Raw genomic sequence first — 24,940 nt, 5'->3', positions numbered from 1 at the left:
CTGCCCTGAGAACGCCGCGCCTAAAAAGATGCTGCGGGGCGGGGGGCGTTCCCCGCCGTCCATCCGTCCCTTGGCTGGCGATCGGTCGATGAAATTGCCCTGTCAGCAATGGCACCTGCAGCGCAACGCTTGGTTATTACGAGCCGTCGGCTTTGCGTCGTCCGCGGCTGACCATCATTCCGCCGACGATGAGAACAATTCCGGTCGCGTTTGCCCAAAATGACGCTGGAACGGCGCTGATATAATCAAACGCTACCCCTGTCACCATCTGGCCACCGATGATCAGCAGAGCCGAATTGACCGCACCTATTTGAGCAATGACCCAACTGCCCGCCGCCACGAAGATGACGCCGATCGGACCACCAAGATAGGCATACCAAGGCGCCTCGGCAGCGCCCGCGGGAAGCAGACCTCCGACAAAGAGACCAAGGCAGGTGAGGGCAGCAAAGCCTATGGCATGATTCCAGAAGGATGCGATCAGCGGCGTCGTCGAGATGCTCAGCCGCCCGTTGAGCTGACGACTGAGACCGACGAGCACACCGCCCAGGCACGCGAGGAGAATGAACACCGTCACGCCGCACCTCGCCCAAACAGTATAATGAGTGCAGCCCCCGTGACGACCAAGCCGAGTGCTACGATGTCTCGTCTATCTGGGCGCCGCTTTGGCAGACCGAACAGTCCCCAGCTGTCGGCCGCGACGATGAAGGCGACCTGGCCTGCCAAACCCAAAGCCAAGGTGCCGGAGAGCCCGAGCGGTGAGTTGACCGCGGTCGAGGTCAAAATGACCGTTGCAGCGCCGGATATCCCACCGAGATAGGCCCATAAAGGCGCGTTGGGAGCTTTTTCCACCAACGGCGTGCGCCGGCGGTGGACCACCAGGAGAAGAATGACGGCTGCGATGATACCCGTGCCGTGCGCGGTCCAAGATGAGAACAGGGGATTGCCATAACGGGCCAACTCGCCGTTGAGGTGCACCATGAAAGTCAGGAGCCCGCCCGTGGCAAAGGCTCCGATGAAGTAGATGGGATGCGAATTACGTGCTTCGGTAGTCATTGCAGATCCTGTCAAAGAATCGATTACGCCCGATATTTTTCAAATTGCCACTAAGGCCATTCATCGGCATTTTCGGCAAGATGATTAGCACCGTGTGTCTGTTGCACGGTTGGTGTATTTGACAGGCTTAATTCGAGCGATGTCCCATAATGCAAGAGATGCCATGTCCGCGGACTTCGATAGTCCAGACTCCTCCACGATGCCGAAAGCCGGATTGTCGGAAATCCTCGCTCCTGGCCTTTCCGTGGTTTTCTGCGGATTGAATCCGGCTCTGTCCGCCGTTCGCGACGGGCATAATTTCTCGAACCCGAGCAACCGCTTTTGGCGGGTCTTGCATCTGGCTGGATTTACACCGCGGCTGCTGCGAGCGGATGAAGAGCGCGAGCTGCTGGAAAATGGCTGTGGTCTGACATCCGCGGTTTCACGTCCCACGAAAAGCGCAAGCGAACTCAAGAGGCAGGATTACCTCAGCGCCGCGCCCGTCCTGGAAAACAAGATACGAAAGTTTGCGCCAGCCAATCTGGCCTTTCTTGGAAAGGCTGCATACGCGGCGATCAGTCTTCGAGCCGATGTTGAATGGGGTCGGCAGCCCGAGGAATTTGCCGGCGCAGCCGTCTGGCTCTTGCCAAATCCGAGCGGCCTCAACAGAGCCTTCACCTTGACGACATTGACCGAACACTATCTCGAGCTGAGATTGACGCTGTAGCCATCCTCCGTCGATCTCGAGATTGCGGTGATCGTCATTCGGGAGAAATGTCATGGTACACTTGCTTTCGGTCAATGTGGGCTTGCCGCGCGACATCACCTGGCAAGGCAAGATCGTTAACACAGGCATTTGGAAGACGTCGGTCGACGGCCCGCGTATGGTGCGGCGCCTGAACGTGGACGGTGATGGACAAGGCGACCTGGCTGGCCACGGCGGCGAACGCCGCGCAGTCTTTGTCTATCAAATCGATTCCTATCGGTACTGGCAGGAGCAATTGCGCCGAGACGACTTCGTCTACGGGCAGTTCGGCGAGAATTTCACCGTCGATGGATTGCCGGACGCAGAGGTATGCATTGGAGACCGTTACCGGATCGGCGGCGCTTTGTTCGAAGTGACGCAACCGCGCGTCACCTGCTACCGGCTCGGCATACGCATGGACGAGCCGGAGATGGCCGCGCTGGTGGTCAAACACGGTCGGCCTGGTTTCTATTTCCGTGTGTTGGAGGAAGGGGAAGTGCAGGCCGGCGACGAGATCACGAAAGTGGCCTCGGGGCCCGAGGGCATGAGCGTTTTCGAGATCAACGCGCTGCTTTATATGCCGGGCCACCCCCGCGATCAGTTGGAACGCGCGCTGCGTATCCCGGCGCTGAGTCCAGGCTGGCGTCATTCTTTCGAGGCGCTGCTCAAGCAGGAGCGGAAGGAGGGCGCGCCGACAGGAAATGCCGGGCTGACAGCCGCGTCCGGCCCACCGGCATGGCGCGGGTTCCGCCCGCTGCGTGTGTCGCGCAAAGTGCGCGAAAGCGGCAGCGTGGTTTCCCTCGTACTCGAGCCGGCGGATGGCCAAGCTGTTGCCGCAGCACTCCCCGGGCAGTTCGTGGTGCTGCGGCTCGGGCCAGCTTCTGCGCCTGCGCTGATGCGCAGCTATTCGCTATCAGGCGAGCCCAGCGCCACCCGCTACCGCGTCAGCGTCAAGCGGGAAGCCCATGGCGCTGCCAGCGGTTACATCGACGACGAGCTGCAGGTCGGCGACATCGTGCAGGCAAGTGCCGCACGCGGCAGTTTCACATTGCGGCCGGGAGATACGCCGGTTGTTCTGATAAGTGCCGGGATCGGGGTGACGCCGGTGCTGGCGATGCTTCATGTTTTGGCGGCCGAAGCATCGTCCCGGGAAGTCTGGTGGCTATACGGAACCCGCAACAGCCGCGAACATCCGTTTGCCGAGGAGGCGCGCGGGCTGCTTAAGAGGCTTCCTCACCACCAAAGCCATATTTGTTACAGCACTCCCGACCCCGCGGATCGGCCTGATATAGATTTCGACGCTCGCGGCCATCTGGATGCGCAGGCGCTCAAGTCGCTCAACCTGCCGCGCGATTGCGACGTCTATGTCTGCGGACCGTCGACCTTCATGAGCGATCTGACCGTCGGCCTTGCAGCCTTGGGCATCGGGCCGGATCGCATCCACACCGAGATGTTCGGCGCCGGTCCGTCGATCACACCCGGCATAGCTGCTTCGCCGCGCCGGCCACCACATTTGCCGGCAGGGCTTCCAGGCTCAGGGCCGCTGGTGTTGTTTGCCCGCACCGGTCTTAATGTGCGCTGGGAGGCGACATTCCAGAGCTTGCTCGAACTGGCCGAGGCCTGCGACGTGCCGGTACGGTGGTCGTGCCGAACCGGCGTCTGTCACACTTGCGAGACCGGACTTGTCGAGGGAAACGTCGGTTACCGGCCGGACCCGGTCGATGCTCCGGCGGATGGCAATGTGCTGATCTGCTGCGCGAAGCCTGAGGGCGACATCGTGATTGATTTGTAATTCCTGGACGAACGCGTCGACCGTGATTCTCGATCGATCGATCGCGACGCGCGGCGCGGTAATGGCCCGGTGCCGTCACTGCCTTGCAAGCATGGAGGATGCGATGCTGATCAAGGGCGAACGAACATTCGTGGTGCGGGGTGCGGGAGGCTTCGTCGCGCATGTCAACATGCCGGGCTGGTTGAAGCCGAAGCCGACCGATCACGGCCACGGCCCTCTCGCCATGGTCGTTGAATCGATCCTCGATCCCGGCCACCAGGTCGCCATGCATGAGCACCGGAACGACGAGATCATTTCCTGGGTGCCCGAGGGTGTCATGCGTCACGACGACAGGGCGGCTGGCCGACTGGTGATCGACCGCGATCATCTGATGGTGATGAATGCCGGGGTCAGCTTCTGGCATTCCGAAGAGACGCAGGCATCCGATCCGCCTCTGCGGATGCTGCAGATCCTTATCCGCCCTCATGCGGTCGATCTCGAGCCAAAGATCCAGTACGGACCGATGCCGGCTGCCGCGGCAAACGTCTGGCGACACCTGGTCGGGCCGGAAGGGGAGGGCGCGCCGTTCTATGTCCGCAGTGCGATCGACGTCTTCGACATACGGCTAGACGCGGGCGTACGGGTGGAATTCCCGCAGAAACGAGGCCGAGACCTCTATTTCTATGTCTTCAGCGGTTCCGTAGTCGTCAATAAGGAGACGTTCGCCGAAGGCGAGCAGGGGCTGCATTTATCGGATGACAAGCTCGAAGTAGAGGCGCAGAGTGCAAGCACGTTGGTGGCGTTTCTGCTCGACCCGAACGCACCACTCACCAGGCAGGGGACTGTTGGCGACCACAAGAAGATTCCGCCAGCAATCATCGTTCGCGCGTTTCTGAGGTGGAGGAAATTGCGCGATATGTGGCGTCGTCATCTTTCGCATCGCCGCTCGAAGGCCAAAAGGGCAAAATGAATGGAACAAGGATGCCCTTAACGGGTTTCGAACCTTAGCGTTCAATAGGAGGAGCATTTCATGCCTACGGTTGCCGCCACACCCATTACCCCACCGGACCAGCATGTTGTAACAGCCCGCGAAGCCATCGAACCGCTTTATGAGAAGCTCGAGCTTCAAACGGAATCGCTGGTCCTGTCTGCGGCGCTGGAAGCGGGATGGTCTTCGGACGAGGCAACCAAGGCACTGGCGACGCTCAGACTTCAGGACGCACTTTCCACCCTTGGACGAACGGCCTGACCAATAAAACTCCGAGAATAATCGACGTCTCCTGTCGGAATGCCGACTGTCAGTTACTGACCGGTGTCGCGCGGCGTGCTGACTAGCACGGTGGCTGCCTGATTAGCGGCGTGGAGCGCACCCTCGCATTTTCAGTTTGACCAGGCATCCCATCTTGCAGGGAAGCTCGATCAAACTCTGCGCCATGCGCGAACCAAGTATCCATCGGCGCCCTCGATAGGGTCGCTGCCCGGGATCGAGAGTTCGGCAATGGTCAAAAGTTGCTCCTCAGACGGAGCTGAAGTCAGTATGTCTGCATGCTGTCCGGGCGGATAGCCTCCCCACCACGGAAAAATCCGCACCGGCGGCGAGACGGACGTCGAAACGTAGCATCTCGACTATGGCTCATCAAATGAGGACGCTCTGACCGTCAAAGTCTTCCCGGCGGGGTCTTGCTGGAATATCAGCCCACCTTTGGCTTTCGAATGTCCTGGGACATAGTCCAAGACGGTCTCGACGTTTTCAAGCACCGAACCTTGTTCTCGTATCTCGCCCTGGACGGTTACCTGCGACGCGGTCGCGCTTGAATCGTTTCGGATTTCGAAGAGGACCTGAAAGCCACCGCCGCGTTTTTCGGTTTGCAGCACGACCCCGACCAGATTCGGCGAAGAATCACGGTCCACCAATGCATCCTTGCCAATCCAAGCAATCACGCCAAGGACAATTACGGCCGAGACGACGCCCGTGGCCCATTCAATCCAATGCGGTTCGCCTGCTTCCACATTTTTGTCGTTGAAGATTCTTGTCATGGTACCTCACAGGATCAGGCGAGCTGCTGCCGCGCCAATGGCACCGGGAAAGCTCAGAACGACAACGGCCATAAGGATTTGGGTAGACCCGATGTCATCGGTTCTATGGAACGTCCAGAGGCAATAGGCACTGATCAGACCGGCAATTACGTAGCCCGGCAGGGTGAAGCGAACGAAAGCGTGCCAGCTTGGCATACCCTCGGCGAGATCGTGGCTCCCCTTGAAAGAAAGGGCGTAAACGAACCCATGCATGACCGCCAGCGACGCGGCGATCATGAGCAGGGCATGCCACGGCGTCATCTTGTACGAGAGCAAGATCATTTCCTCGGTGGGCGCGACGTTGAGGTTGAGGAACAGGGCGCCGACCGCCATCAGGAATAGTTCACCGGCATAGCTCGTTTCCCGTTCGTGGACTGGGTCATCACTATCGCCTTCCTTGGCATCGTCACCATCGTCCGATTGTCCGCCGAGCTGGCTCCGACCTAGCATCGCGCCAATGCTCGCAGGTATGGCTTGGATGGCGATCATTCCGATAATCTCGTGCAGGGATTGGTCGTATTTCAGAACCCCCATGGCGAAGAGGATCAGTGCGCTGCCCAGAACCCCAAGGCCGTAGGCAATGCTTGCGTCACGGATCGCTTGTCGCCAGGTCGACGTCCGCTCAAATCCGATCCGGTCCGAGAGAATGACGAGAAGGGGAATATTGACGATCAGCAAGAGAAACAGGCGGCTGCGGTCCATGTAGAAGCCGAGCTCCCACATTTCCATGGTCATGAACATGGGCAGCGCGAAAAGCAATGCTCCCGCAATACCGCGTGCGATCCCTGCAAAAAATTTGCTTCTATCGAAATCCTCACGCGTGATCGCGACACTCAAGTTTGATCTCCCCCTAAATGAAAAACTCCCACCACCCGTAAACCGAGGCGGCGGCATTCAAAGCGCACGCGCTCGCTGCAGAAGTGCGGGTTGGACGCATGAGCACCAGCGCCGCCGAAGTCAAAGCCGTCATGGACATCAAGGTTGACATGACTTTTCTCGAATGCTTCTCAGTTGTGAGATAGTGGCAGTTCCGACCGTACCTGTGAGAGTTTTGGTGTCGACACGGTTCGATATCGTGCCTCGACCAAATTATAGATTCCGAACGCAGCTAAGCCGATAGCCACGACGAGGTAGAGAACAGCTCCGAAAGGAAGCTGCCTCACGAAGGTCAAGGCATCACTTATGCTCCCTGCCTGGCCCGGATCGACGGTAAAGGCCGCATAGCAAAAGAAGATGCCGACGATCACGAAAACGACCCCACGGGAAACCAGCCCATAGACGCAAACCAATAACAGAGGTCGACTTTGACCGAGCGTCAGATATCGCTCAAATCGCCGTGTGATACCTTTCAGCGCGGTAACAGCACCACCAACGACAAAGCCGAGACCAATCGCACCAGCTAGGAATCGACCAAACGGTTGCGACATGGCCCAGGCTGCCAAGCCCTTTTCTCCGCCGTCGCCACCGGATCCAAAACCAAGGGCGTCCTGAAAGGCGTATATCGCCAACCCCATGTACGTCACGGCGCTGCCGAGGAGGGCGGCACGGATCAGGTAGCTTTTCACACTGTGGTCATGGTTGTCTGCGTTTGCGATGGACTGGGCAAGCCGCCATGCTACAAAGCCGAGTAGCCCGAGCCCTATCAAGCCCAACCACACCCGGCCCAACGGCTGTTCCAAGACAGCGTCGAGCGCTGACTTGGTATCGGCCTTTCCGCCGCCGAAGCTCGAAAATACTGCCAGCGCAGCAACGAGCAAAAACACAATACCTCGAGCGCTATATCCGGCCCGCGCAAGCCATTCAAATTTCGACCTGGTCATCTCTGGTTCCCCCGGCGCGGATTTAACGAGCGCCCAGCAAAACAGTTCCGACTTCTCCGCGATGAATGTCTTCAACGAGGCAAGCGCCTCGAACTTTTATCGCGATCTTGGCTGTCGGACGCCACCAGGGGTTCCCAATGAAACGAGATTGCGAGCAGCGTGAAACGCGGCTAAATATATTTCAGTTCCATAAGATAGATTACGCCACTTTCACAATCACAGATTGGCAAAACGAATGCGCACACTCTTGGTTGTTTGAGGAAATCGGCTGGGACCTCCCTGAGATCCGCCTTTCAAATACCGTTTGATGATCGCAGTTCATAGAGCACGTGATGGCGCAACGGATGGCCTTCGGCCAGATTGGGATGATCGAACTCACCGATCCGGTTCATCCCCAGTCGTCTCATCAAACCCCAGGAATTGCTGTTTGCGGGTACCGTGAAGCTGACGATGCGGTCAAGCTTCAGCTCGTCGAATGCAAAGTCGAGAGACCGTTCCGCGGCCTCGCGCGCATAGCCGGCGCCGTGCCGAGACGCTGAAAGCCGCCAACCGATTTCGACTACCGGCGCAAACGGCAAAGCCGGCGAAACGTTGTTGAGGCCGCACATGCCGATCAACGCGCCGCTTGCCTTCGCTTCCAGCGCCCAGAACCCCCAGCCATGATCCTCGAAGTGCCGGTCGATACGGTCGAGCATCGCATTCGACTGTTCGTCAGTCAGAGGATTGAGATATCTGACAACGTCGGGCTCGGCATTGATCGCAGCGAAGGGCTTGCGATCTTGCGGTCGCCAGGGTCTCAAAATCAGCCGTTCGCTTTCGAGCTTCATCGTGCCTCTGCGATAGATCCTACCAGAGCGTCATGTGACGGTTGACGTCCTTGTAGAGCAGGTAGCGGAACCGGCCCGGGCCGCCGGCGTAACATGCCTGCGGGCAGAAGGAGCGCAACCACATGAAGTCGCCGGCCTCGACCTCGACCCAATCCTGGTTCAGCCGATAGACCGCCTTGCCCTCCAACACGTAGAGACCATGCTCCATGACATGGGTTTCCATGAAGGGGATCGTCGCACCCGGCTCCAGCGTCACGATATTCACGTGCATGTCGTAGCGGACATCGGCGGGATCGATGAACCGGGTCGTCCCCCAGCGCCCATCGGTATCGGGCATTGCCGAGATGGGGTGCTGGTCCTCATGCGTGAAGATCGCCGGCGGCGGTTCCAGCCCCTCGACCTCCTGAAAGGCCTTTCGAATCCAGTGGAATTTTGCCGCAGTCGAGCCGCCGTTTTTCAGGCGCCAGACCGAACCCGCCGGAAGATAAGCGAAGGAGCCGGTGCGAAGCGCGTGGCTGACGCCATCGAGTTCCACCGTCACCTCGCCGTCGACGACGAACAGGACCGCTTCGGCCCGCTTGTCGGGCTCCGGCCGGTCGCTTCCACCACCCGGCTGGACCTCCATCACATATTGCGAGAACGTCTCGGAGAAGCCGGAGAGTGGCCGGGAGAGAACCCATGCCCGTGTCCCCGTCCAATGCGGAAGCACGCTGGTGACGATGTCGGTCATGACGCTGCGCGGGATGACCGCGTAGGCCGTGGTGAAGACGGCCTTGCTGGAAAGCAGCTCGGTCTGCGGCGGCAGTCCGCCGAGTTTGGAATAATAGTCGTTGTTGTTCATCGGTCCAGATTTCGCGGCATGTGGCACTGCATCTGATTTATGCGCCGCTCATCCTCCAGGCAACTCTTAATTCGGCTCCTGAAAGTCGATGCGGAGCCGCCCGGCCGCGTTCCCTTCAGAACTCGACTTCCAACTCGACGATCTCGTCGGGCTCGGCCATCGCCCCTTCGGTCCATTCGCCCATCAGCGGCCAGGACAGCACCGTTTCCACATAGGCTTCGAGCTGCGGTTCGAGCTCCACCGCATAGGTGCGGAAGCGGGTGCAGACCGGCGCATACATCGCATCGGCCACGGTCGGCGCGGTCCCGAACAGCCACGGCCCGCCGCTCGCGTCGAGGCATTCGGTCCAGATCGCCCTGACACGCTCGACATCGGGCCGCGCGCCCGAAAATATCTTGAAGCTCGCATGCCGCGCCTTGAGGTTCATCGGCAATGCCGAGCGCAGGTTATGGAAACCCGAATGCATCTCGCCCGAGACCGACCGGCAGCGGGCGCGCGCTGCGCGCTCAGTGGGCCAAAGCCCGGCATCCGGCACGACCTCATGGAGATATTCGGCAATCGCCAGCGTGTCCCACACCGTCACGTCGTTATGGGTCAGCCTCGGCACCAGAACCGACGGTGAAAGCAGAAGCAGTTCCTGGCGCGCCTCGTCATCCAGTTCCACAAGGACTTCGGCGAAGTTCAGCCCCGCCATCCGGCACAGCAGCCAGCCGCGCAGAGACCATGAGGAGTAGTTCTTCGAGGAAATCGTCAGTGCAGCTTGCGACATCGGGCTCGTATCCTTGTCGGACAATGTTGCTTCTTCCTCGATAATCTTCTCGCATGGTAGGACATATTCCACTAGCATTTTTTGCACCGCCGCATCGATGCGGCAGTGCGGGAGATTTCGGCCATGCTCTACCAGGCCTATCAGTTCCAGGATGATCTTATCGCGCCGCTCCGCGATCTGGCGCGGCGCTTGCAGATCTTCTCCGCGACAGCGCTCTGGGGATCCGGCAGCGAAATGGGACGGCACTTCGCCGCCGCGCTGGAGATGATCTCACGCTTCGAGATCACCCACCAACGTCCGGATTTCGCCATAGACTCAGTCATGATCGGCAATCGCGTGGTGCCCGTCACCGTCGAGACCGTGCTCGGCATGCCCTTCGGCACGCTCCTTCGTTTTGCAACGGACACCGATGCAAAGCGGCCGCGGGTGCTGGTCGTCGCACCGCTGTCCGGCCATTTCGCCACACTCCTGCGCGGCACCGTGCAGACCCTGCTGCGCGATCATGACGTCTATATCACCGACTGGGCCAATGCCCGCGACGTGCCGCTGTCGGCCGGACGCTTCGGCATGGACGACTATGTCGATTATATCATGCATTTCCTGGAGGAGATCGGTCCGGGCGCTCATATCCTCGCCGTCTGCCAACCCTGCGTGCAGGCGCTGGCCGCCGTTGCCGTGATGTCGGAAGAGCGGCATCCCGCCACCCCACGCACCATGACGCTGATGGCCGGGCCGATCGATCCGCGCGAGAGCCCGACGAAGGTCAACGAGCTTGCCGTGTCGAAATCGCTCGCCTGGTTTGAGAATTCGCTGATCACAGGCGTTCCCTGGCGTTATCGGGGTGCGGGACGGCGGGTCTATCCCGGCTTCCTCCAGCTCGTCGCTTTCATGTCGATGAACATGCAGCGCCACCAGGACGCCCATCGCAGGCTCTACGACCATTTGGCGAAGGGCGAGACGGCCGAAGCCGGCAAGATCAAGAAGTTCTACGACGAATATTTCGCCGTGCTCGACCTCACCGAAGAATTCTACATCGAAACCATCGAACGCGTCTTCCAGAAGGCGGAACTCGCGACCGGCGACCTCACCCACCATGGCCGCAAGGTCGACCCGGGCCAGATCCGCAACACGGCGCTTTTGACCGTCGAGGGCGGGCGCGACGACATCTGCGCGCTCGGCCAGACCTCGGCCGCGCACGATCTCTGTCGTGCGTTGCGCCCGCATCTGAAGCGCCATCATCTTCAGGCCAATGTCGGGCATTACGGCGTCTTCAGCGGCCGCCGCTGGGAGGGGGAAATCTACCCCGTCGTGCGCAACATGATCCTGGCGATGGAATAGTGCCCGTCAGATCCGGAAGCGATCGGCGTGCCACGTCAATGTGAAAGGGAAATGTGCGATGAACAGGGATAGGCTCTTTATACTTCGCCCGGGCTTCGAAGATCCCGCCTACCCAGGACAACGTTTTTACTGCTGGCATTGCGCGCTCATGGAAGGCGTGCTGGCATCCTTTCCGGACCTCGCGCAAGGACTTGATATCGAGCGAATTGCATGGCCTCGCCCAAGATTGCCGGTCATCGAACTGGTTGGAGAGGAAAATCAGTCACTGCCCCTACTTTTGCTTGCAGACGGAGCAACGTCCGTCCACCAAACCGGCGTGTACCGCGGGCGGGCCTTTATCTCCGAAAAGGACAATATCCTGGCCGCCCTGTCGGAAAGGCATGGATTCCCAAATCCTCACCCTTGAAACTTCTGCTCGTTAGGCCGATCCGGCTATCCGGCCTTCGACTACCGCTCGGCCATCACCAGATGCCCCGGCCCGACCTCCCGGTAAGAGGCGCTCGGCGTTTGATAGTCGACCGGGCGCATCGGGCTCTTGATCTCGTCATTCGCCACCATCCGCTTTTCATGGCGACGGTCCGGATCGGGCACGGGCACTGCCGCGATGAGTTTCTTCGTATAGGGATGCTGCGGATTTTCGAAGACTGCGGATCGCGGGCCGATCTCGACGATCTCGCCGAGATACATCACCGCCACACGGTGGCTGACACGCTCGACCACCGCCATGTCGTGCGAGATGAACAGGAAGGCAAGGTTGAGGCTCTGTTGCAGGTCGAGCATCAGGTTGATGACTTGCGCCTTGATCGAGACGTCGAGCGCCGAGACGCTTTCATCGGCGACGATGACCTTCGGCTGCAAGGCGAGCGCGCGGGCGATGCAGATGCGCTGGCGCTGGCCGCCGGAAAACTCATGCGGGTAACGCGCGGCCGTATCCGCCGACAGACCGACCTTCACCAGCAGATCGGCGACGACGTCTTTTGCCTGCTTTGAATTGCCCATCTTGTGTTCGAGATAGGGTTCGGCGATCGCAGCACCAACCGTCATGCGCGGATTGAGGCTAGCAAAGGGATCCTGGAAGATCATCTGCACGGATTTGCGCATCTCGCGCAGATCCTTCCTGTCGAGGCCGAGCACCTCCCTGCCCTCGACGAGAACGGAACCGGCCTGCGGCTCGATCAGCCGCATGATGGCGCGGCCGGTCGTCGATTTGCCGCAGCCGGATTCGCCGACGAGCGACAGCGTCTCGCCGGCATGAAGATCGAAGGAGACGTTTTCGACGGCATGCACCCGGCTGGTCAGCCGACCGAACAGGCCGGAATGAATGTCGAAGCGCTTGGTGAGGTTCTTCACCTGCAGCACCGGCGTCGCTGCCACCGTGTCGGCGACCTCAGCGGGAATGTCCGATTCACCCGTTGCGGTATTGACCACGGGGAAGCGCAGCGGCCTTTGCCTGCCCTGCATCGAGCCGAGCACCGGCACGGCTGATAGTAGTGCTCTCGTATAGGGATGTTTGCCGCGGTGAAAAATATCGGCGGTGGCGCCGCTTTCCACCTGTTCGCCGCGATACATCACCACCGTCCGGTCGGCGATTTCGGCAACGACACCCATGTCATGGGTGATGAAAAGGACGGAGGTTCCCTCTTCGTCCTGCAGCATCTTGATGAGATCGAGGATCTGACCCTGGATGGTGACGTCGAGCGCCGTCGTCGGCTCGTCGGCGATCAACAGTTTCGGCCGGCTGGCGAGCGCCATGGCGATCATCACCCGCTGGCGCATGCCGCCGGAGAAGCGATGCGGATATTCGCCGAAGCGCGAGGCGGCCGAGGGGATGCGGACCTTTTCCAGCAGCCTTATCGTCTCGGCTTTGGCATCGGCCCTGCTCATATCGGAATGGCAGAGCAGCGCCTCGGAAATCTGGTCGCCGATGGTGAAAAGCGGATTGAGCGATGTCATCGGCTCCTGGAAGATCATCGCCACCTTGTTGCCGCGCACCTGCCGCATGGCATTTTCCGGCAAGGCCAGGAGGTCGCGTCCGCCGAGCATGACCCGGCCCTCGACACGGCTCGTATCCGCCTGCAGCAGCCGCATGATCGAGAGCGAGGTGACGCTCTTGCCCGAGCCGGATTCGCCGACGATCGCCACCGTCTCCGCTGGCGCCACCGTAAAGGAAACATCGCGCACGACCGGTTTCCAGACGCCGTCCACCAGGAAGGAGGTCGTCAGCCTTTCGACGGAAAGAACGTCGGTCGTCGTCTGGATCGGTTGGGTTTGGGCGCTGGCCATGGCGGTTCCTCTCGCGGCAGATATCAATCCGGCCAGCGCAGCACGCCGTCGAAGCGGTGCTTGCTGCGGTTTTCCAGGGGTGTGGCGATGATCTCGTTGGAGGCACGCGCCTTGTCGAGTTCCTGCGCCAGGCGCTCCGCGACGATCGTCTCCTCACCCGGGTGCAGGTTGCATGGGTCGAGGTAGAAATAGCGGTGCTCCACCTCATGATCGCGCACGATGATCGGCGGGATGCCCTTGGCAAGCGCATCGGCCAGATCCCAGGCGGTGATATGCGCCTGCTCGGGATCGACGATCAGGCGCAGCCGATCGAGCGGATTGTTGGTCGGATCGGGCTCGATCAGCGCGGTGAGGCCAGGGCGGCCGTCGAGCGTGCGCTTCCACAGGTTGAGATAGCCGGTCTCGCGTTCCCGGATGCCGGCGTGGTCGCGGCTTTCCCAGGCTTCGAGTGCCGCCATGACGCCGAAGATGCTCTCCTTGCCGACCTTCATGCCGCGGCCGATGCCCATATTCTGCAGGAATGCATGGCGCACCAGCTCCTTCCTGCCGGCAACGATGCCCGAGGTCGGGCCGCCGAGGAATTTGTGGCCGGAGTAGAGCGCGATATCGGCTCCCTGCTCCACGAAGATGCGCAGGTCATATTCCGAAGCCGCATCGACGATGACGGGCACGCCCTTGGCATGGGCGATCTCGACGAATTCTTTGAGGTTCAAGAGGCCGTAATCGACGACATGGTGGGAGACGACATAGACGGCAGCGGCGGTCTTGTCGGTGATGGCGTTTTCCATGTGGAAGCGATGCGTCGAGGTCGCCTGCCCCACAAGCACGACCTTGCCGCCGGCAAGCCGGATCGCCTGGTCGACCGGGGCACCGTAGCTCACCACATGGCCCATCTGCACCAGCACTTCGTTCTTCTCCGACACCACATCCGGCAGCTTCTCGATCGCCAGCAGGTTATTGCCGGTGATCGCGCCGGCGACGGCCAGCGAAATGCCGGCCGAGCAGGAGGCGGTGACGAAGCCCGCCTCGCCACCGGTCAGCCGGGCGATGACGGCGCTTGCCTTGCGCTGCAGGTCGTTGATCTCGGCGAAGTGCGGCAGGATCGATGCCATCGCGCTGATCGCTTCGGGAACGACGATCGAGGCGCCGAGGCTGGTCATCGTGCCCGATACGTTGATGACAGGGCGAAGGCCAAGCGACGGGCGGATATCAGTGGACATGGAGATCTCCAGGAGTCTGGGTCGAAAAACGAAACATGGGGCGATCGATCAAGTGTGTCGAGCTTCCGTCAGCCATTCAAGGCGACGATCGCCTCGATCTCGACGGTGATGTTGCCGGGCAGCGAGCCGAAGCCAACGGCCGAGCGGGCATGTTCGCCGGCCGGCCCGAAGACTTCTATTAGCAGATCCGAGCAACCGTTGATGACGCTCGGATGATCTTCGAACTCAGGCACGGCATTGACCATGCCGAGCAGCTTGACCACCCGCTTGACGCGGGCGAGATCACCGAGCGCATCCTGCATCACGGCAAGCAGGTTGATGCCGGTCAGCCGCGCATGGCCGTAGGCCTCCTCGACACTGACCCCACCGCCGACCTTGCCGGCATGCATGAAGCCGTCGGCCTCACGCGGGCCCTGGCCGGACAGATAGAGCATATTGCCTTCGATCACGTGCGTGACGAAATTGGCAATCGGCGGCGGCGGCGGCGGAAGCGCAATGCCGAGGGCGGCAAGCCGTTCGTAAGGCGAGTTCTCGACCTTGCCGGCGGCGGTGGGAAACTGATTCACGCAAACTCCTGTCATGCAATTTTCGATTTGGCGAATTTCGATTGGGCCGACGCTTGGTCGGCGGATTAAAGATCCTTGCGCAGTCTTGGATCGAGCATGTCCCTGAGGCCATCACCGACCATCTGTAGCGACAGTACGGAGAGGATGATGGCGACACCCGGAAACAGCGTCATCCAGTCGGCCTGGCCGATATACTGCCGGCCGGCGGCGATCATCGTTCCCCAGGTCGGGATTTCGGGGCTGACGCCGAGGCCGAGGAAAGACAGGCCGGCTTCGGCGAGCATGGCGCTGGCGAAAAGGAACGTCGCCTGCACCAGGATCGGCGACAGCAGATTGCGCAGCACATGCCGCGTCATGATATGGAAGGTTGAGATGCCAAGCGCCCTCGCCGCCTCGACATAGGGCAATTCGCGAATGACCAGCGTCGATGCGCGCACGATCCGGGCAAGGCGTGGCGCATAGACGATCGACAGCGCGATGATGACGGTTGTCAGCGACGGGCCGAGGGCGGCAACGAGCGCGATCGCCAGCAGAATATCCGGAAAGGCCATCATCGCATCGATCAATCGGGCGATCGGCGTATCGAGCTTCTGGAAGAAGCCGGCAAGCAAGCCGAGCGTCACGCCGATCACGGCTGACAAAGTCACGACCGCAACACCGACGAGCAACGACAGGCGGCCGGCGAAGATCGTACGTGAGAAAACATCGCGGCCGAACTCATCGGTGCCAAAGAAAAAGGTGCCGCTCGGCGGTTTCAGCCGGTTGACGATGGAAAGCTTCGACGGCGAATAGGGCGCGACAACAGGAGCGAAGACCGCCAGAAGCACGAAGATCGTCAGGATCAGCAGGCCCAAGGCGACCGTCTTGCGTTTAAGCAGGCGCCTGGCGAATTTGCTGCCCTCGCCTTCGGCGGATTTGATCGCGATATCGGCCATCAGTAGCGCACCCTCGGATCGATCAGCAGATAGAGCATGTCGATCGCAAAATTGATCAGCACGTAGAGGGCGGCGATGACGAGCAGCGCCCCCTGGATGACGGGATAGTCGCGGCGCAGAACAGCGGAGACGACGAGATTGCCGACACCCGGCAGGCCGAAGACGGTCTCGGTGACGACGGCGCCTGAAATCAGCACCGCTGCCGTCAGGCCGATCACAGTCAGGATCGGGATCAGCGCATTCTTCAGAGCGTGCTTGAGAATGACCCGGCGCTCGATCAGCCCCTTGGCGCGCGCCGTGCGAATATAATCGTCGCCAAGCACATCGAGCATCGACGCGCGGGTGAAACGCAGGATCAGCGCCGAGGAGACGATGCCGAGCGCAAAGGCAGGCAGCGTCAGATGATACATCCGATCGAGAAAGGTCGAGCCCGGACCGCCATAACCCGAGACCGGGAAGAGGTTGAGCCTGACGGCGAAGAACTGCATCAGGATCAGGCCGAGCCAGAAGCTCGGAATGCTGGCGGCAAACATGGCGAGCGTCGTTGCCGCCTGGTCAATGAAGGAGCCGCGCCGATAGGCGGCATAGATGCCGATCGGCAGGGCGATGATGCTGGCAATGGCGAGCGAAAACAAAGTCAGGAAGAAGGTCGGCTCGGCCCGGTCGAGCAAGGCCGAGGTGACAGGCATGTTGAGGAAGATCGACTGGCCTAGATCACCTCTCAGCATCTGGCCGATATAATAGACATATTGCAGGCCGAGCGACTGATCGAGGCCGAGCCGGGATCTGAGATCGGCAATATCCTGCGGCGTCGCATCCGGCCCGAGCATCACTGCGACGGGATCTCCCGGCGTCACGCGCACGATGACGAAGACGATCGTGACGACGAGAAACATCACGACGATCATGCCGAACAGGCGCTGGAGGATGTAGCGTATCATGAATGCCTGGTAAACCTTTGCAGATGCTGCAAAAAAGAAGACCGATACCGACCAGGAATGGCCGGTATCGGTGGCGATGCCTACTTCTTGATGGAAGCATTCCAGAAATACGGCCACGGAGCCGGATCGACACCTTCAAGCTTGGTCGACTCTGCCGAAACGGCGTTGAAGTCACCGATCTTCATGAAGGGGGCGTCGACATAGATCGCCTTCTGGACATCGGCCCAGAGCGCCACGCGCTTCTTCGGATCGACTTCCGAGGTGAAGGCATCGACGGCGGCCTTGCGGGCCGGCGTATCCCACCAGCCCGGCGAGCTGGTTGAGAGCGAGCCGATCAGGGCAGGCTCCGGCAGGAAGGGGCTATGGGTGATGTAGATATCCCAGAGCTTCGGATCGGTGCGGCGCTGCGTCAGCGTCGCCCAGTCCACAACCTGCATATCGACGGTGAAGCCGGCAAGCTTCAGATATTCGGCGGCGACCTGCGCCATCTTGTAGTGGAACTCATACTGGCGGCTGGTCAGGATACGGATCGGTTCGCCGTTGTAGCCGGCCTTCTTGGCGGCAGCCGCCGCCCCTTCCGGATCGGCGACGTTGTAGGCACCCTCGACGCCAGCATCTGTCGACCAGGCAAAGGTCTTGGGATAGATGGCGCCGTCGAGCGCGTAGAAATCCTTGCTGCCGAAAGCCGCCGCCAGCATGTCTTCCATGCTGAGCGCCTGGCGGATCGCCTTGCGAACCTCGACATTCCCAGCAATACCTTCCTTCGTGTTGAAGACGAACACCGGATAGCCGAAGGGCTTCAGGATGATCGGCTGCGAGGCGGTGGAGGCCTTCAGCTTGTCGTAGGATTCGACCGGGATCGAGTCGACGTAGTCGTACTGGCCGGAAACCGCGGCCTCGACACGGGTGTTCGGATCCGGCACCGGCACGAAGCGGATCTCATCGAGATACTGGTGGCGGGCGCCGCCATAGCCATTGCTGTCGCCTTCACGTGACTTGTAGCCGTCGAAGCGGACGAGCTGGATGTATTGGTCGGCCTTGCGCTCCTTCAGCATATAGGGGCCGGTGCCGATGAAGTCTTTCATCGGCTCGTCCTGTTTTTCGGACGGGATGATGATCGCAGCCGAATTGTTGAAGGCGAGCAGCGAAGTCAGCGGCGCATAGGGCTGCTTAAGCGTGATCGTCACGGTCGCCGGATCGGCGGCGGTGACCTTATCGATGAAGCCGGCCACCTGCTTGCCGCGCGAGGCGATCTTCATCCAACGGCCAAGCGAAGCAACGACATCTTCCGAGGTCATGTCGGTATTGTCGTGGAACTTGATGCCGGTCCTGAGCTTGATCGTATAGGTTTTGCCGTCGGCGCTGATCTCAGGCAGGCTTTCGGCGAGAAGCGGCGTGACGTTCCAGCTCTTGTCGAAGGTGTAGAGCGTTTCGAAAATGTGCTGCGTGACGATGCCGACGAGATCGGCCGTCGACGACATCGGATCGAGCGTCGGCGGCTCGCCGATCGTCGCGACATTGATGACGCCGCCCTTTTCCTGGGCAAGGAGCGTCGAAGGCAGGGCGACGAGCGCGGTGCCGAGAAGGAATGCGACCAGTGTTTTCATGTGAAGGCTCCCGTTTAGTTCCACAATTATGTAATTCATCTTTTTGTAACAGAATAGGAGATGGATCGATCCTGTCAAGCAGGAGCGACGGATTATGCGCTCGGCGGATACCGGGACGCCGAAAAACACACAATCTTTGGCTGCGCCCCGCCTGCAACAAGACCGCGCATTATGCCAAGGTGAGTCAATCGCACTGCGGTGAGGCTTCAACGGAACGGGAGAACAGGATGAGCATCGATTTCAACGACGGCAAATGGCTGAACGAGCCGTCACACTGGCAGGCGACCGAAACCGGCCTCACCCTGACCACCGATGAGAAGACCGATTTCTGGCGGGAGACCCATTACGGCTTCACCCGTGACAGCGGCCACTTCCTCGCCTTTCCCACCACCGACAGCTTCACCGCACAGATCCGCGTCCGGGGCGAATTCCGCACGCTCTACGACCAGGCCGGCCTGATGGTGCGCATCGACGAGAGACGCTGGGTGAAAACAGGCGTCGAGTTCACCGACGGCGAAGCCTACCTCAGCACCGTCGTCACCGACGGCAAGTCCGACTGGTCCGTCGCTCAGCCCTTCAGGGAATTGGAAGATTTCCGCATCCGCGTCACCGTCGCCAACGGCGCGATGCGCATCCAGGCTTCGCGCGATGGCAGCTTCTGGCCGCTGCTGCGGCTCGCCCCCTTCCCGGCTGCCGATCACTACGAGGTCGGACCCACGGCCTGCACGCCGGAGCGCAGCGGACTGACGGTCCGCTTTTCCGAATTCTCGATCGGCCCGGCGATTACCACCGATCTGCATGATTTGAGCTAGAAGAGCGACCTTTGGCGGCTCTACCGAAAGAACAAGATCAAATCGCTGCGAGTGCCGCGCAGCACACTTGACAAAGATAAGCTGCCTGTATTTTACTCAAGCCTGCGGATTAGGCAAAGAGCCTTCCACATTACATGACTTCGATAGTCCCCGGGCAGTTTCGCCCCATGACGCCTCATCGCTCGATGGGATCAGCGTCGTGGGGTTTTTGATGTGGTCACTTCATGAACGACGCGCTGAAAATCGGCATCCTCTTTTCGACCACCGGGCCCTACGGCTCGATGGGACGCGACGCGCGCGACGGCGCCGATTTCGCGATGGCCGAATATACCGGCGTCGAAGGGGTGGCGATTGAGCCCATCTTCTTCGATCCGCATGCCGATCTTGCCGCCTATCTCGATGGCGCGCGCCATCTTCTGCGCGCCGGCTGCCGCCATATCGTCGGTACGATCACCTCTGCGGCGCGCAAGGAAGTCATCCCGCTCGTCGAGAAACATGACGGCCTGCTCTGGTACATGTGCCCCTATGAAGGTTTCGAGGCCAACGAGAACGTCATCTATGTCGGCGGCTGCCCGAACCAGCATCTGCTGCCGCTTTTCGAGCACCTGATCCCGCGTTACGGCGCAAGGCCCTACCTCGTCGGCGCCAACTACGTCTGGGGCTGGGAGATGAACCGGCTCGCCCGCGAACTCATTACCAATGCGGGCGGCGAGGTGCTTGGCGAACGCTATCTTCCGCTCGAGGAGACAGCCGTCGAACGCATCGTCGCCGAGATCGCGCAGCGCCGCCCGAGCTTCATCCTCAACAATCTGATCGGCCCCTCGAGCTACGCCTTCCTGAAGGCGATCAAGGCCCTCGGTGATCGCGATCCGGCCTTCCGCGCGGAAAATTGCCCGGTAGTCAGCTGCGACCTGATGGAATGCGAACTCGACGATATCGCCGCCGGAGCTGCCGCCGGCCAGCTTTGCGCCGCTTCCTATTTCGATAGTATCGCGACCCCGGAAAATGCCGCCTTCAAGGCCCGTGTCACCGAGCGTCACGGCGCCGAGCGGCGTGTCTCCAGCGTCTTTGCCAGCGCCTATACGGCCGTCCGGCTCTGCGTCGACGCGATCGTCGCCGCCGGCGGTGACGAGCCCGACGCCGTCCGGCGCGAGCTCCACAATCGATCCTGGCCGACCCTGTTCGGCGCGCTTTCGATCGACCGCGATACCAATCATGCCGCCCTGCCCTTCCATCTCGGCCGGATCAACGCCGACAACGGCTTCGATGTCGTCGCCTCGCGGCCGCCGCTCGCCGCCGACCCCTATCTGACCGGCCGCAACCGCCTGGCCTTTCCACGGCTAAGGGTGGTGTCATGAGAGAGACACCCAATTTCACCGGCTGGCAGGCGATGGTCCTGCATCGCGAGGACGGCAACACCGAAAAGCTGATCCGCCAGCTTCGCCTGCTCGGCATCCACGCAACGCTACAATGGGCGCCGCTCTCGGCCGCGGCACTACTGCCCGATCTCGTCATCGTCGATGCCGACCAGGGCTGGGACGATCTGCTGCCCTGGCACGGCGAAACGCCTGCCTGCCCCGTCGTTGCCTTGCTTGGTTCGGAAGCGCCCGGCCGCATCGCCTGGGCACTTGGACAGGGTGCCGGTGCGATCATCGCCAAGCCGATCGCCACATCGGCCGTTTATCCGGCGCTTGTCATGGCCGTCTCCATTCATCGGGAGCGCAAGGCGACTGCGGAAAAACTGCAATATCTCGAAGAGCGCGTTCGGCTGCGGCCGCTCGTTCACGCCGCCGTCGAAAAGCTGCAGGCCGCACATGGCATCGACGAGGAGAGCGCTTACGCAATCCTGCGCAATTGCGCCATGCGCCGCCGCCTGCCGATGGAGCAGATATCAGCCTTCATCCTGGCGGGTGCCGAACCTCTGCCGGAGGCCGGCTGATGCATGTGCTGAAACAGATGATCCGCCAGCCGACGGCCCTTTTCGGCCTCATCGTCGTCACGCTCGTCATCGGGCTCGCCATCGCAGCGCCGTGGATCGCGCCGTTCAGTCCTGACGAGCAGATGTTTGACGGCCTGTCGCTCGAAGGCGCGCCGCTGCCGCCGGGCGGTCCCTATCTGCTGGGCACCGACACGCTCGGCCGCGACCTCTTCTCGCGCCTGCTCTTCGGCGCCCGCACCTCGCTGATCATCGGCCTTGTCGCCAATGGCATCGCGGTGACGATCGGCCTCTTCGTCGGCATCGTCGCCGGTTATCTCCGCGGGCTGGCGGGCAACATCCTGATGCGCTTCACCGATCTGATGATGGCATTTCCGGCATTGCTTCTCGCCATCGTGCTCGCCGCATTGCTGAAGCCGAGCCTCTGGATCGTCGCCATGGTGATTGCGCTGGTCAACTGGGTGCAGGTCGCCCGCATCGTCTATACCGAAACTCGCGGCCTGGTGGAGCGGGATTTCATCATGGCCGAACGCTCGCTCGGCGCCGGCCACATGCGCGTGCTCTTCATGCATATCCTGCCGCACCTCATGCCGACGGCAATCGTCTGGGGAACTCTCGGCATCGCCACCACCGTGCTGCTCGAGGCGACACTTTCCTTTCTCGGCGTCGGCGTCCAGCCGCCGCAGCCCTCCTGGGGCAACATCATCTTCGAGAGTCAAAGCTATTTCCAGGCCGCCCCCTGGCTGGTCTTCATTCCCGGCGCGATCATCCTTCTGACGGCGCTTTCCTTCAATCTGGTCGGCGACGCGCTACGCGACATTCTCGACCCGACCCAGCGCGGGAGGGGCTGATGGCATCACTCATGCTCCGCCGGCTGGCGCAGGCGGCGCTCATCCTGCTCGGCGTCGCGGCGATCACCTTCGTGCTGCTCTACGCCCTTCCGGCCGATCCGGCCCGCATGATCGCCGGCCGCAGCGCCACCGCCCAGACGGTCGCCAACATCCGCCATGAGCTCGGCCTCGACCAGCCGCTGCTGGTCCAGTTCGGCACCTATCTCGGCAATCTGCTGCATGGCAATCTCGGCCGCTCCTATGCGCAGAAAACCGATGTCTGGACGCTGATTGCCGCGCGGCTGCCGGCGACGCTGACACTGATGCTTGCCGGCATCTTCGTCGAGGTGGTGCTCGGCCTGACGCTCGGCACCATCGCTGCCGTGCGCCGCGGCGGCTTCGTCGACCGGATGGTGATGATGGCCTCCTTTGTCGGCACCTCCGCACCGCAATTTCTCGTCGCCCTGCTGCTGCTCTACCTGCTGGCGGCAACGCTCGGCTGGTTTCCGATGAGCGGCTACGGCAGCTTCTCGCATCTCGTCCTGCCGGCCGTAACACTCGGCATCTGCGGCGCCGGCTGGTACGCCCGCATGGTGCGCTCGTCGATGATCGACGTGCTGAACCAGGATTATGTCCGCACGGCGCGCGCCAAGGGTCTTTCCTCGAAACGCGTCATCCTGCGGCATGCGCTGCCCAACGCCGTGCTGCCGATCATCGCCATGATCGGCATCGATATCGGCCAGTTCATGGGTGGCGTGGTCGTCGTCGAGGCGGTCTATGGCTGGCCCGGCATCGGCCAGCTCGCATGGCAGGCGATCCAGCAGGTCGACATCCCGATCATCATGGGCGTCACGCTGACCTCGGCGCTCGCCATCATCATCGGCAATCTGCTTGCCGACCTCGTCGCGCCGATCATCGATCCGCGCATCCGCACACGCTGACAGCAACCAAAGAAGGGGAACCAAGATGTTCAAACGCTGGCTGCAACAGACGACCATGGCAACGATGGTGGCGCTCGCCCCATTATCCGTCATGGCGCAGGAAACGCCCAAGCAGGGTGGCGATATCGTCGTCACCTACAAGGACGACATCACCACGCTCGACCCGGCGATCGGCTACGACTGGGTCAACTGGTCGATGATCAAGAGCCTCTATTCCCGCCTGATGGACTATGCGCCCGGCACGCCGAACCCGGTTCCCTCGCTTGCCGAGAGCTTCACCGTTTCACCCGACGGCTTGACCTATACCTTCAAGCTGCACAAGGGCGTGAAGTTCTCCAACGGCCGCGAACTCGTCGCCTCCGACGTGAAATATTCGATCGAACGCGCCGTCGACCCGAAGACGCAGGGGCCCGGCGCCGGCTTCTTCGGCGCCATCAAGGGCTTCGAGGATGAAACCGGCGGCAAGACGACGACGCTCTCCGGCATCGAGACGCCTGACGACAGCACCGTCATCTTCAACCTCTCGCGCCCCGACGCCACCTTCCTGCACGTGCTTGCGATCAACTTCGCCTCGGTCGTGCCGAAGGAAGCAGTCGAGGCGGCCGCCGGCGACTTCGGCAAGAAGCCGGTCGGCTCCGGCACCTTCATCCTGAAGGATTGGACGATCGGCCAGCAGCTCGTTTTCGAGCGCAACAAGGATTATTTCGTCAAGGGCGTTCCCTATATCGACAGCTTCAAGGTCGAAGTCGGCCAGGAACCGCTGGTGGCGCTCTTGCGCCTGCAAAAGGGCGAGGTCGATATTGCCGGCGACGGCATTCCGCCGGCGAAGTTCCTCGAAATCAAGAATTCGGCCGATGGCGCGCAGATGATCGTCGACGGCGAACAGCTGCACACCGGCTACATCACCCTCAACACCAAGGTGAAGCCCTTCGACAACGTCAAGGTTCGCCAGGCGCTGAACATGGCGATCAACAAGGAGCGTATCACCCGCATCCTCAACGGCCGCGCAACGCCTGCCAACCAGCCGCTGCCGCCGCTGATGCCGGGCTACGACAAGGCCTTCACCGGCTATGCCTATGACGTGGCGAAAGCCAAGGCGCTGCTTGCCGAAGCCGGCTATCCCGACGGCTTCGAGACCGTGCTCTACTCGACGAACACCGACCCGCAGCCGCGCATCGCCCAGGCGATCCAGCAGGATCTGGCCGCTGTCGGCGTCAAGGCCGAAGTCCGAGCACTGGCCCAGGCAAACGTCATCTCGGCCGGCGGCACGGAAGGCGAAGCCCCGATGATCTGGTCGGGCGGCATGGCCTGGATCGCCGACTTCCCGGACCCGTCCAACTTCTACGGCCCGATCCTCGGTTGCGCCGGCGCGGTTCCGGGCGGCTGGAACTGGTCATGGTACTGCAACGCCAATCTCGACAAGCGCGCCGTTGCCGCCGACTCGATGTCCGATCCGGCAAAGGCAGCCGAGCGCACCGCCGCCTGGGGCAAGATCTTCACCGACATCATGGCCGATGCGCCGTGGATCCCTGTCATCAACGAACGCCGCGTCGTCGCCAAGTCGATGCGCATGGGCGGTGCTGACAACATCTACATCGATCCGACCCGCGTCATCAATTACGACGCGATCTACGTGAAGCAGTAAGCCCC

26 protein-coding genes are annotated in these 24,940 nt (G+C 61.3%); 12 read left to right on the top strand and 14 right to left on the bottom strand.

Translation table 11 applies throughout. The annotated features are described in order from the left end of the window. Positions 1–136: 136 nt before the first annotated feature. Together HX898_RS18695 and HX898_RS18690 are read right to left on the bottom strand one after the other, a co-directional pair. Complete coding sequence (locus HX898_RS18695; RefSeq protein WP_180195352.1) at positions 137–574, bottom strand: DMT family transporter; 438 nt, start codon at positions 572–574, stop codon at positions 137–139. Further along, positions 571–1,053, bottom strand: a complete 483-nt coding sequence (locus tag HX898_RS18690) for a DMT family transporter (protein ID WP_180195351.1) — start codon at positions 1,051–1,053, stop codon at positions 571–573. Before HX898_RS18690 ends, HX898_RS18695 begins: the two co-directional genes overlap by 4 nt. Positions 1,054–1,216: 163 nt before the next feature. Here HX898_RS18690 and mug point away from each other — a divergent pair, with 163 nt between their 5' ends. The 4 genes from mug (at position 1,217) to HX898_RS18670 (ending at position 4,797) form a co-directional block, all read left to right on the top strand. Then, positions 1,217–1,759: a G/U mismatch-specific DNA glycosylase gene (mug, locus tag HX898_RS18685; RefSeq protein ID WP_246697934.1), complete on the top strand. Its 543-nt coding sequence runs from the start codon at positions 1,217–1,219 to the stop codon at positions 1,757–1,759. Positions 1,760–1,811: 52 nt separating this feature from the next. Further along, the gene (locus HX898_RS18680) at positions 1,812–3,569 is read left to right on the top strand and encodes an MOSC and FAD-binding oxidoreductase domain-containing protein (protein WP_180195350.1); all 1,758 of its coding nucleotides are present in this window, start codon (positions 1,812–1,814) and stop codon (positions 3,567–3,569) included. A gap of 103 nt (positions 3,570–3,672) precedes the next feature. Further along, positions 3,673–4,518, top strand: coding sequence for a pirin family protein (locus tag HX898_RS18675; RefSeq protein WP_138389634.1), 846 nt, complete (start codon positions 3,673–3,675; stop codon positions 4,516–4,518). 60 nt (positions 4,519–4,578) lie between these two features. Beyond that, complete coding sequence (locus tag HX898_RS18670) at positions 4,579–4,797, top strand: hypothetical protein (protein WP_003553121.1); 219 nt, start codon at positions 4,579–4,581, stop codon at positions 4,795–4,797. Positions 4,798–5,174: 377 nt separating this feature from the next. Here HX898_RS18670 and HX898_RS18665 read toward each other — a convergent pair whose 3' ends face one another. The 6 genes from HX898_RS18665 to HX898_RS18640 all read right to left on the bottom strand — a co-directional run bounded on the left by HX898_RS18665 (position 5,175) and on the right by HX898_RS18640 (position 9,881). Then, the gene (locus tag HX898_RS18665) at positions 5,175–5,585 is read right to left on the bottom strand and encodes a TIGR02588 family protein (RefSeq protein ID WP_138331406.1); all 411 of its coding nucleotides are present in this window, start codon (positions 5,583–5,585) and stop codon (positions 5,175–5,177) included. Between the two features lie 6 nt (positions 5,586–5,591). Beyond that, on the bottom strand, positions 5,592–6,518 hold the full coding sequence (locus tag HX898_RS18660; protein ID WP_180195349.1) for a TIGR02587 family membrane protein: 927 nt from the start codon (positions 6,516–6,518) through the stop codon (positions 5,592–5,594). A 113-nt stretch (positions 6,519–6,631) separates the two neighbouring features. Further along, positions 6,632–7,519, bottom strand: a complete 888-nt coding sequence (locus HX898_RS18655; protein WP_171598011.1) for a DUF1206 domain-containing protein — start codon at positions 7,517–7,519, stop codon at positions 6,632–6,634. A gap of 218 nt (positions 7,520–7,737) precedes the next feature. Then, entirely contained in the window at positions 7,738–8,271 is a 534-nt protein-coding gene (locus tag HX898_RS18650; protein ID WP_180195348.1) for a GNAT family N-acetyltransferase, read from the bottom strand. Between the two features lie 19 nt (positions 8,272–8,290). Continuing rightward, complete coding sequence (locus HX898_RS18645; protein ID WP_138331402.1) at positions 8,291–9,112, bottom strand: bifunctional allantoicase/(S)-ureidoglycine aminohydrolase; 822 nt, start codon at positions 9,110–9,112, stop codon at positions 8,291–8,293. A 115-nt stretch (positions 9,113–9,227) separates the two neighbouring features. After that, on the bottom strand, positions 9,228–9,881 hold the full coding sequence (locus tag HX898_RS18640; RefSeq protein ID WP_138331401.1) for a glutathione S-transferase: 654 nt from the start codon (positions 9,879–9,881) through the stop codon (positions 9,228–9,230). 123 nt (positions 9,882–10,004) lie between these two features. On the opposite strand from HX898_RS18640, the gene phaZ reads away from it, so the two are divergent. Together phaZ and HX898_RS18630 are read left to right on the top strand one after the other, a co-directional pair. Then, positions 10,005–11,219 (top strand): polyhydroxyalkanoate depolymerase, encoded by a 1,215-nt coding sequence (gene phaZ, locus HX898_RS18635; RefSeq protein ID WP_138389877.1) that lies wholly within the window; start codon positions 10,005–10,007, stop codon positions 11,217–11,219. 58 nt (positions 11,220–11,277) lie between these two features. Continuing rightward, complete coding sequence (locus HX898_RS18630; protein ID WP_062940297.1) at positions 11,278–11,625, top strand: DUF3088 domain-containing protein; 348 nt, start codon at positions 11,278–11,280, stop codon at positions 11,623–11,625. Positions 11,626–11,666: 41 nt separating this feature from the next. On the opposite strand, the gene HX898_RS18625 is transcribed toward HX898_RS18630, so the two are convergent. The 6 genes from HX898_RS18625 to HX898_RS18600 form a co-directional block, all read right to left on the bottom strand. Further along, on the bottom strand, positions 11,667–13,502 hold the full coding sequence (locus tag HX898_RS18625) for an ABC transporter ATP-binding protein (protein WP_180195347.1): 1,836 nt from the start codon (positions 13,500–13,502) through the stop codon (positions 11,667–11,669). Positions 13,503–13,525: 23 nt separating this feature from the next. Further along, positions 13,526–14,722 (bottom strand): aminotransferase class V-fold PLP-dependent enzyme, encoded by a 1,197-nt coding sequence (locus tag HX898_RS18620; RefSeq protein WP_171598014.1) that lies wholly within the window; start codon positions 14,720–14,722, stop codon positions 13,526–13,528. A 68-nt stretch (positions 14,723–14,790) separates the two neighbouring features. After that, on the bottom strand, positions 14,791–15,303 hold the full coding sequence (locus HX898_RS18615; RefSeq protein ID WP_171598015.1) for a RidA family protein: 513 nt from the start codon (positions 15,301–15,303) through the stop codon (positions 14,791–14,793). A 50-nt stretch (positions 15,304–15,353) separates the two neighbouring features. Further along, positions 15,354–16,223 (bottom strand): ABC transporter permease, encoded by an 870-nt coding sequence (locus HX898_RS18610; protein WP_138331397.1) that lies wholly within the window; start codon positions 16,221–16,223, stop codon positions 15,354–15,356. Beyond that, the gene (locus HX898_RS18605; protein WP_180195346.1) at positions 16,223–17,164 is read right to left on the bottom strand and encodes an ABC transporter permease; all 942 of its coding nucleotides are present in this window, start codon (positions 17,162–17,164) and stop codon (positions 16,223–16,225) included. The genes HX898_RS18610 and HX898_RS18605 overlap by 1 nt, the downstream gene beginning before the upstream one ends. 80 nt (positions 17,165–17,244) lie before the next feature. Continuing rightward, positions 17,245–18,771: an ABC transporter substrate-binding protein gene (locus HX898_RS18600; protein ID WP_138331396.1), complete on the bottom strand. Its 1,527-nt coding sequence runs from the start codon at positions 18,769–18,771 to the stop codon at positions 17,245–17,247. Positions 18,772–18,998: 227 nt separating this feature from the next. On the opposite strand from HX898_RS18600, the gene HX898_RS18595 reads away from it, so the two are divergent. The 6 genes from HX898_RS18595 (at position 18,999) to HX898_RS18570 (ending at position 24,935) form a co-directional block, all read left to right on the top strand. Beyond that, entirely contained in the window at positions 18,999–19,583 is a 585-nt protein-coding gene (locus tag HX898_RS18595) for a DUF1349 domain-containing protein (protein ID WP_138331395.1), read from the top strand. Between the two features lie 224 nt (positions 19,584–19,807). Beyond that, positions 19,808–20,941 (top strand): transporter substrate-binding protein, encoded by a 1,134-nt coding sequence (locus HX898_RS18590; RefSeq protein WP_171598016.1) that lies wholly within the window; start codon positions 19,808–19,810, stop codon positions 20,939–20,941. Beyond that, positions 20,938–21,522 carry an ANTAR domain-containing protein gene (locus HX898_RS18585; RefSeq protein ID WP_138331393.1) on the top strand — a complete coding sequence of 195 codons (585 nt, stop codon included), beginning with the start codon at positions 20,938–20,940 and terminating at the stop codon, positions 21,520–21,522. The genes HX898_RS18590 and HX898_RS18585 overlap by 4 nt, the downstream gene beginning before the upstream one ends. Then, positions 21,522–22,370, top strand: coding sequence for an ABC transporter permease (locus HX898_RS18580; protein WP_003547924.1), 849 nt, complete (start codon positions 21,522–21,524; stop codon positions 22,368–22,370). The genes HX898_RS18585 and HX898_RS18580 overlap by 1 nt, the downstream gene beginning before the upstream one ends. Continuing rightward, the gene (locus tag HX898_RS18575) at positions 22,370–23,290 is read left to right on the top strand and encodes an ABC transporter permease (RefSeq protein WP_138331392.1); all 921 of its coding nucleotides are present in this window, start codon (positions 22,370–22,372) and stop codon (positions 23,288–23,290) included. The genes HX898_RS18580 and HX898_RS18575 overlap by 1 nt, the downstream gene beginning before the upstream one ends. Positions 23,291–23,315: 25 nt before the next feature. Beyond that, positions 23,316–24,935, top strand: coding sequence for an ABC transporter substrate-binding protein (locus HX898_RS18570; protein ID WP_171598017.1), 1,620 nt, complete (start codon positions 23,316–23,318; stop codon positions 24,933–24,935). The last annotated feature ends 5 nt before the right edge of the window (positions 24,936–24,940 follow it).

It is taken from the genome of Rhizobium sp. WYCCWR 11128 (assembly GCF_013416305.1).
In the GTDB taxonomy this organism is placed as follows: domain Bacteria; phylum Pseudomonadota; class Alphaproteobacteria; order Rhizobiales; family Rhizobiaceae; genus Rhizobium; species Rhizobium indicum.
Note: the sequence above shows the minus strand (reverse complement) of the source record. Positions and strands in the feature narration are given on the sequence as shown.